Annotated in this window: 6 protein-coding genes; 5 read left to right on the forward strand and 1 reads right to left on the reverse strand. The window is 61.4% G+C overall.

Features of this window, described 5'->3' with window-relative positions:
- Positions 1-32: 32 nt before the first annotated feature.
- Complete coding sequence (locus tag AC1D1X_RS13090) at positions 33-842, reverse strand: NAD-dependent epimerase/dehydratase family protein (RefSeq protein ID WP_477671061.1); 810 nt, start codon at positions 840-842, stop codon at positions 33-35.
- 216 nt (positions 843-1058) lie between these two features.
- Here AC1D1X_RS13090 and AC1D1X_RS13095 point away from each other — a divergent pair, with 216 nt between their 5' ends.
- The 5 genes from AC1D1X_RS13095 to AC1D1X_RS13115 form a co-directional block, all read left to right on the forward strand.
- A complete protein-coding gene (locus AC1D1X_RS13095; protein WP_477671062.1) occupies positions 1059-1832 on the forward strand; it encodes a FadR/GntR family transcriptional regulator in 774 nt (257 codons plus the stop codon).
- Positions 1833-1897: 65 nt separating this feature from the next.
- The gene (gene gudD, locus AC1D1X_RS13100) at positions 1898-3265 is read left to right on the forward strand and encodes a glucarate dehydratase (protein ID WP_477698420.1); all 1368 of its coding nucleotides are present in this window, start codon (positions 1898-1900) and stop codon (positions 3263-3265) included.
- Positions 3266-3424: 159 nt separating this feature from the next.
- Positions 3425-4414 (forward strand): sialic acid TRAP transporter substrate-binding protein SiaP, encoded by a 990-nt coding sequence (locus AC1D1X_RS13105; protein WP_477671064.1) that lies wholly within the window; start codon positions 3425-3427, stop codon positions 4412-4414.
- Between the two features lie 55 nt (positions 4415-4469).
- The gene (locus AC1D1X_RS13110; protein WP_477698421.1) at positions 4470-5447 is read left to right on the forward strand and encodes a Bug family tripartite tricarboxylate transporter substrate binding protein; all 978 of its coding nucleotides are present in this window, start codon (positions 4470-4472) and stop codon (positions 5445-5447) included.
- 2 nt (positions 5448-5449) lie between these two features.
- A partial coding sequence (locus AC1D1X_RS13115) for a Gfo/Idh/MocA family protein (protein ID WP_477698422.1) occupies positions 5450-6315 on the forward strand: 866 nt, incomplete at its 3' end.

A 6315-nucleotide genomic window follows, 5' to 3' on the forward strand; every position in this document is an offset into this window, starting at 1 on the left:
ACGTGAGACTCGCTCATGTTTATCCTGACCACTCAGTCGCCGAAAGGACCGGCTACTACGAAGCCGCCGCCCTGGTACTGGGCGACCGGGTCTTTCAGGTCAGGCGCGGGGGTTCGGGCGTAGACGGCCTCGCGAAAGATGTCCGAGCTGTCTTTCGGCACATAACCGATGTGGCGTGCGCGGCTGTTGTCCCACCAGGTGACGGCGTTGTCGGACATGCCGAACACAATACTGTGGCCCAGCACCGGCGTAGTCAGGCAGGCGGTGATCAAGCGGTGCAGGTCGTCAAAGCTCAACCAGGTGGCCAGCATGCGGCGGTCTTTGGGCTCGGCAAATGAAGAGCCGATGCGCACGCAAGCGGTTTCAATGCCGTGGCGGTCAAAGTACAGGCGCGCGAGATCTTCACCGAAGGCTTTGCTCAGGCCGTACAAACCGTCGGGCCGCGGCGGATGGTCGGCATTGATGGTCTGGTCCTGGCGGTAAAAGCCGGTGACGTGATTGGAGCTGGCAAAGACGATGCGCTTGACGCCGTTCTTGCGCGCGGCCTCATACAAGTTATAGGCGCCCAGGATGTTGGCTTGCAGGATGGGACCAAAGGGCCCTTCTACCGAGACACCGCCCAGGTGGACAATCGCGTCCACGCCCTGAACCATGGTGTGGACGGCGGCGGCATCGGCCAGATCGGCCAAAATCACCTCTTCGTTGGCTCCGGCAGCACCGAAAGGCTGCACGTCGGACAGCCGGAGTACCGAGCAATTGGCCTTCAGGCGCTCGCGCAAGGCCTTGCCCAAGCCACCGGCCGCGCCGGTCAACAAGAGCTTTTCGTGAACTTTGATGGTCATTTTTTTAATCTGCGTCCGGTGTGATTGCAAACACTGGACTTTTTTATGAAGTTTGTTAAAGTCAACCCAAGAACATCGCAGTCATAGGTTGTCTGATGACTTGGAATTCTCCAGTTCGCCCCCTAGCTTGTCAATGGTTTTTTAATGGACTCAAGGAAAACCCCTAGTCGCTCTGAGGCAGGCCTTACGGTTGGCTTTCACGAAGAGCCGTTGCGCATGCGCCGCCCCCGCGGACTGGTGAGTGAGATCGTCGAAAATCTGGCCACCAGCATCCGTTCAGGTCACCTGCAGCCGGGCGAAAAACTGCCCACTGAAGCCGAAATCATGGCCCGTTTTGACGTGAGCCGGACCGTGGTGCGCGAGTCGCTGTCCAAGCTCCAGGCCTCAGGGCTGGTCGAAACCAGGCACGGCATCGGCACCTTTGTCCTGCAACCGCAGGACGCCGGCAACTTCAAGATCACCGCCGAGGACTTTGCCACTGTGGCCGATGTGATCTCGGTGCTGGAGCTGCGCATCAGCCTGGAAACCGAAGCCGCCGGCCTTGCCGCCCAGAGGAGAACGCCAGAAAACCTCAAGGCCCTGGAAAATGCACTGCGCGCCTTTCACGACTCCATCAGCCTGGACTCTGACGCCGTGCCACCGGACTTCCAGTTCCATATGGAAGTGGCCCGCGCCACGGGCAACCGGCACTTCGCCGACCTGATGACCTACCTGGGCACCATGATCATTCCGCGCACTCGCGTCAACACGGCGCACAGCGCACCCGAAGGCCGCTTCAACTACCTGCAGCGGGTCAACAGCGAGCACGAGAGCATCTACAACGCCATCCGCAATCAGGATGCGGAGGCCGCACGCGCCGCCATGCGGACGCACCTGTCCAATAGCCGTGAACGGCTTCGCCGGGGCAATAACGCGCACACCATGCAGCCACCCGAAGAGCCTTCCGAACCTCAAGCGCCTCGCACTCTGGGTACAAATCTGGTTGCATAAATAATCGACGAGTTGTACGATAACTGATAAATTGTTTTATCAACCATCCTACAAGCAAGTCCGGTATGCCCGCTTCAAACGCTCCCGCAACAGCCCCTCACGCCCTTTCCCAAACTCCCCGAATCACTCGCGTGCAGGTGATTCCCGTGGCCGGCCAGGACAGCATGCTGTTAAACCTCAGCGGTGCCCACGGCCCATTTTTCACCCGGAACCTGCTGATCCTGACCGACAGTTCAGGCCGCACCGGCGTAGGTGAAGTACCGGGCGGCGAGAAGATCCGCAACACCCTGGAAGACGCCCGTGAACTGATCGAAGGGCAATCGGTAGGCGCGTGGAACCAGATTCTCAACACCCTGCGCACACGTTTTGCGGACCGCGACAGCGGCGGCCGCGGCAACCAGACCTTCGACCTTCGTGTGGCGATTCAKGCCGTCACTGCCGTGGAAAGCGCCCTGCTCGACCTGCTGGGCCAATTCCTGGGCGTACCTGTGGCCGCACTGTTGGGCGAAGGCCAGCAACGGGATTCAGTGGCCGTGCTGGGCTACCTCTTTTATGTGGCCGACCGCAAGCAGACGGATCTGGCCTATGGCAGTGCGCCGGATGCGGAGGACGACTGGCTGCGCCTGCGCCACGAGACCGCCATGGACGCCGATGGCATCGTGGCATTGGCCGAAGCGGCTTACAAGCGTTACGGCTTCAAGGATTTCAAGCTCAAGGGCGGCGTGCTGCGGGGCGAGGAAGAGATGGAAGCCATCATCGCCCTCTCCGAACGTTTTCCCGATGCGCGCATCACACTGGACCCGAACGGCGGGTGGCTGCTCAAGGATGCCATCCGCATCTGCCAGGGCCGCGGCGATGTGCTGGCCTACGCAGAAGACCCCTGCGGCGCCGAAGGCGTGTTCTCCGGCCGCGAAGTGATGGCGGAGTTTCGCCGGGCCACCGGCCTGCCGACCGCCACCAACATGATCGCCACCGACTGGCGCGAGCTGTCGCACACCATCCACCTGCAGTCGGTCGACATCCCGCTGGCCGATCCACACTTCTGGACCATGCAAGGCTCAGTGCGCGTCGCGCAGATCTGCCAGACATGGGGGCTGACCTGGGGCTCGCACTCCAACAACCACTTCGACATTTCCCTGGCCATGTTCACCCACGTGGCTGCGGCCGCGCCGGGCAAAGTCACTGCGATTGACACCCACTGGATCTGGCAGGACGGCCAGCGCCTGACCAAGGCACCCTTGCAAATTGTGGACGGCCAGGTTGCAGTGCCAAAAACACCGGGCCTCGGCGTAGAGCTGGACATGGCTGAAGTGGAAAAAGCGCACCAGCTTTACCTCAAGCACGGCCTCGGTGCGCGCGACGATGCCGTGGCCATGCAATACCTGATCCCCAACTGGAAATTCAACAACAAGATGCCCTGCATGGTTCGATGAATCCAGCAGGCCGCCGGAATTTAGAGGATTCCGGAAATCTGCCATGCCCATCTGCACGGGAAGTTTGTAGCCCGCAAGGCGCCGGGGGCGGTATACCGCGGCGCCCTTTCCCCACCAACGATACCCACTGAGCCATTACAAACAATCAGGAGACAAGACATGAAACGCAGAACCCTTTGCAGCATTGCGGGTGCGACGCTGCTGGCACTGGCCGGCACGCTGGGCGCAGGCGCCGCCGCAGCCCAGACCAAACTCAAATGGGCTCACGTCTACGAGACCTCGGAGACCTTTCACAAGCAGGCCGTCTGGGCCGCCGACGAAATCAGGAAGAAGACCAACGGCCGCTATGTGGTGGAGGTCTTCCCGGCCTCATCCCTGGGCAAGGAAACCGACATCAACCAGGGCCTGACACTGGGCACCGTCGACATCATCTACACCGGCGCGGCCTTTGCCGGGCGTGCACACCCGCCGYTGTCGATCGCCGCCGCGCCTTTTGTGTTTCGCGATTACGCGCACTTYCAGGCATTCCGTAACGGYCCGATCTTTCAGGAGCTGGCTCAGGGTTATGCCAGCAAGACCGGYGGCCAGCAYATTGCAGGCTACACCTACTACGGCCTGCGCCACATGACTTCCAACAAGGTCATCAACAAACCCGAGGACATGAAAGGCCTCAAGCTGCGCGTGCCCGACGCACCACTTTTTGTGATGTTCCCAAGGGCCGTGGGTGCGAACCCGACGCCCATCGCCTTTGCCGAGGTCTACCTGGCGCTGCAAAACGGCACGGTCGATGCACAGGAAAACCCGCTTCCCACCATCGAGGCCAAAAGGTTTTACGAAGTCCAGAAATACATCACCCTGACCGGCCACATCACCGAATCGCTGCTCACGGCCGTGTCGAGCTCGGTCTGGTCCAAACTCAGTGAGGCCGACAAGAAGGTCTTCGACCAGGTGCTCTGGGAGGCGTCGAGCCGCGCCAGCCAGGACATCGTCGATGCCGAAAACCGCCTGGTCGCCGAGTTCGAGAAAAAAGGCAAAACCGTCAACAAGGTAGACCGCGCGCCTTTTGCCGCAGCGGTCTTGCCTTCGCTCACCGCTGCCGATGCCCCGTGGCCCAAGAGTCTGTACGAACGCATTCAGGCCATCAAGTAAGTAGTTCCAACCAACACCACCAGACAACACCACCAGACAACACACAGGAGACATCATGAAACGCCGTTCCCTCATCCATTCCGCACTTGCTGGCGCTGCCCTGTCGGCGCTGGGACTTCCTGCCTTCGCACAAGACAAGTGGYCCAGTAAACCCATCACCTTCATCGTGCCCTTTCCTGCAGGCGGGACCACCGACATCCTGGGCCGGCTGATTGGCCAAAAACTCGGGCCGGTACTCGGCACCACCATCGTGATTGACAACAAGGGCGGTGCTGGCGGTAGCGTCGGCTCGGAAGTCGCGTCCCGCGCACCGGCAGATGGCTACACGATGCTGGGCGGCACCGTCAGCTCGCATGCCATCAATGTGAGCCTTTACCCGAAACTGGGCTACGACCCGATCAAGTCTTTCTCGCCGGTGGCGCTCATCGGCACCAACCCCGTCGTGCTGGTGGTGGGGGCCAACAGCCCTTACAAAACGCTGCAGGACGTGCTGGCCGCAGCGAAGGCCAAACCCAAAACCATTTCTTCCGCATCGGCCGGCAGCGGCACATCGCAGCATCTCTCGCTGGAACTGCTGGGCTTCAAGTCGGGCACCCAGTTCATCCATGTGCCCTACAAAGGCAGCGGCCCCGCCATCCAGGACGTGATCGGCGGGCAGGTGGACATGATGTTCGACACCACGGTCGTAGCAGGTCCTCATATCCAGAGCGGCAAGGTGCGTGCGCTGGCGGTCACCTCCGCCAAGCGCCTGGAGTCCATGCCGAATGTGCCAACGGTGGCCGAATCCGTCCCCGGATTTGAGGTTGCCTCATGGCAAGCCATTTTTGTACCCACCGGCACCCCCAAGCCCATCATTGACAAGCTGCACGATGAAATCATGAAAATCACCGCGCAGCCCGAGATGCAGGAACGCCTCAAAGGACTGGGCATGCAACCRTCCAGCATGACGATCGAGCAGGTCTCCGCCTTCCAGAAGGCAGAGGTCGAGAAATGGGCGCAAGTCATCAAGGCGGCCAACGTCAAGCTTGACTGAACATGCCGTCCATACCCAGCCCTGCGCGGCTGCGCCTCGCCGTCATTGGCGCAGGGCTGGGCTCGGCACCTCACTTCCGAAGTCTTGAAGACCTGGCCAGTGAAGCAGACGTCRCATGGGTTTATGGGCGAAATCCCGAACGGCTGGCCGCTGTAGAAGTGCCCCAAGGGGCGCGCCGAACTACGCGACTGGAAGATATTCTGGAAGACGCCAGCGTAACAGCCGTGCTGGTTCTCACGCCGCCCAATACCCATCTGGACCTCGTGCAGCAGGCAACGCGTGCGGGCAAGCATGTGCTGGTCGAAAAGCCCCTCGAAATTGATTTGAACCGGGCCAATGCATTGGTCGATGCTTGCGAAACTGCGGGGGTCATGCTGGCAGTGATGCTGCAGCACCGCATGCGCGACGCGGCCCTTGCCGTGGCGGCACTGCTGCGTGACGACGTTATGGGCCCGCTGGTCAGCGCTGCCGCGTCGATCCGGTGGTGGCGGCCGCAAAGTTATTACGATGAGCCCGGACGCGGCACCCTGGCGCGGGACGGCGGCGGCGTGCTGATCACGCAGGCCATTCATACGCTCGACCTGCTGCTCAGCTTCACCGGCATGCCGGAGCGCGTCACAGGCGTTGCAAGCACCAGCGCAGTGCATCGCAWGGAGGGCGAAGACACGGCTGCCGCATTGCTGCACTACAGCAGCGGTGCGGTCGCTGTGGTTCAGGCCACCACGGCGGCCTACCCCGGTTTTCCCGAGCGCATTGAACTCAACTTCACCCAGGGCACCGTGACGCTGGAAGGCGGTGAAATGCGGGCGGTCTTTTCCAGTGGAAAGACGCTGACCGCCGGTGCACGCCAGGCCTCCGGCGGTGGCGC

Source organism: Polaromonas sp. P1_G4, from assembly GCF_056405475.1.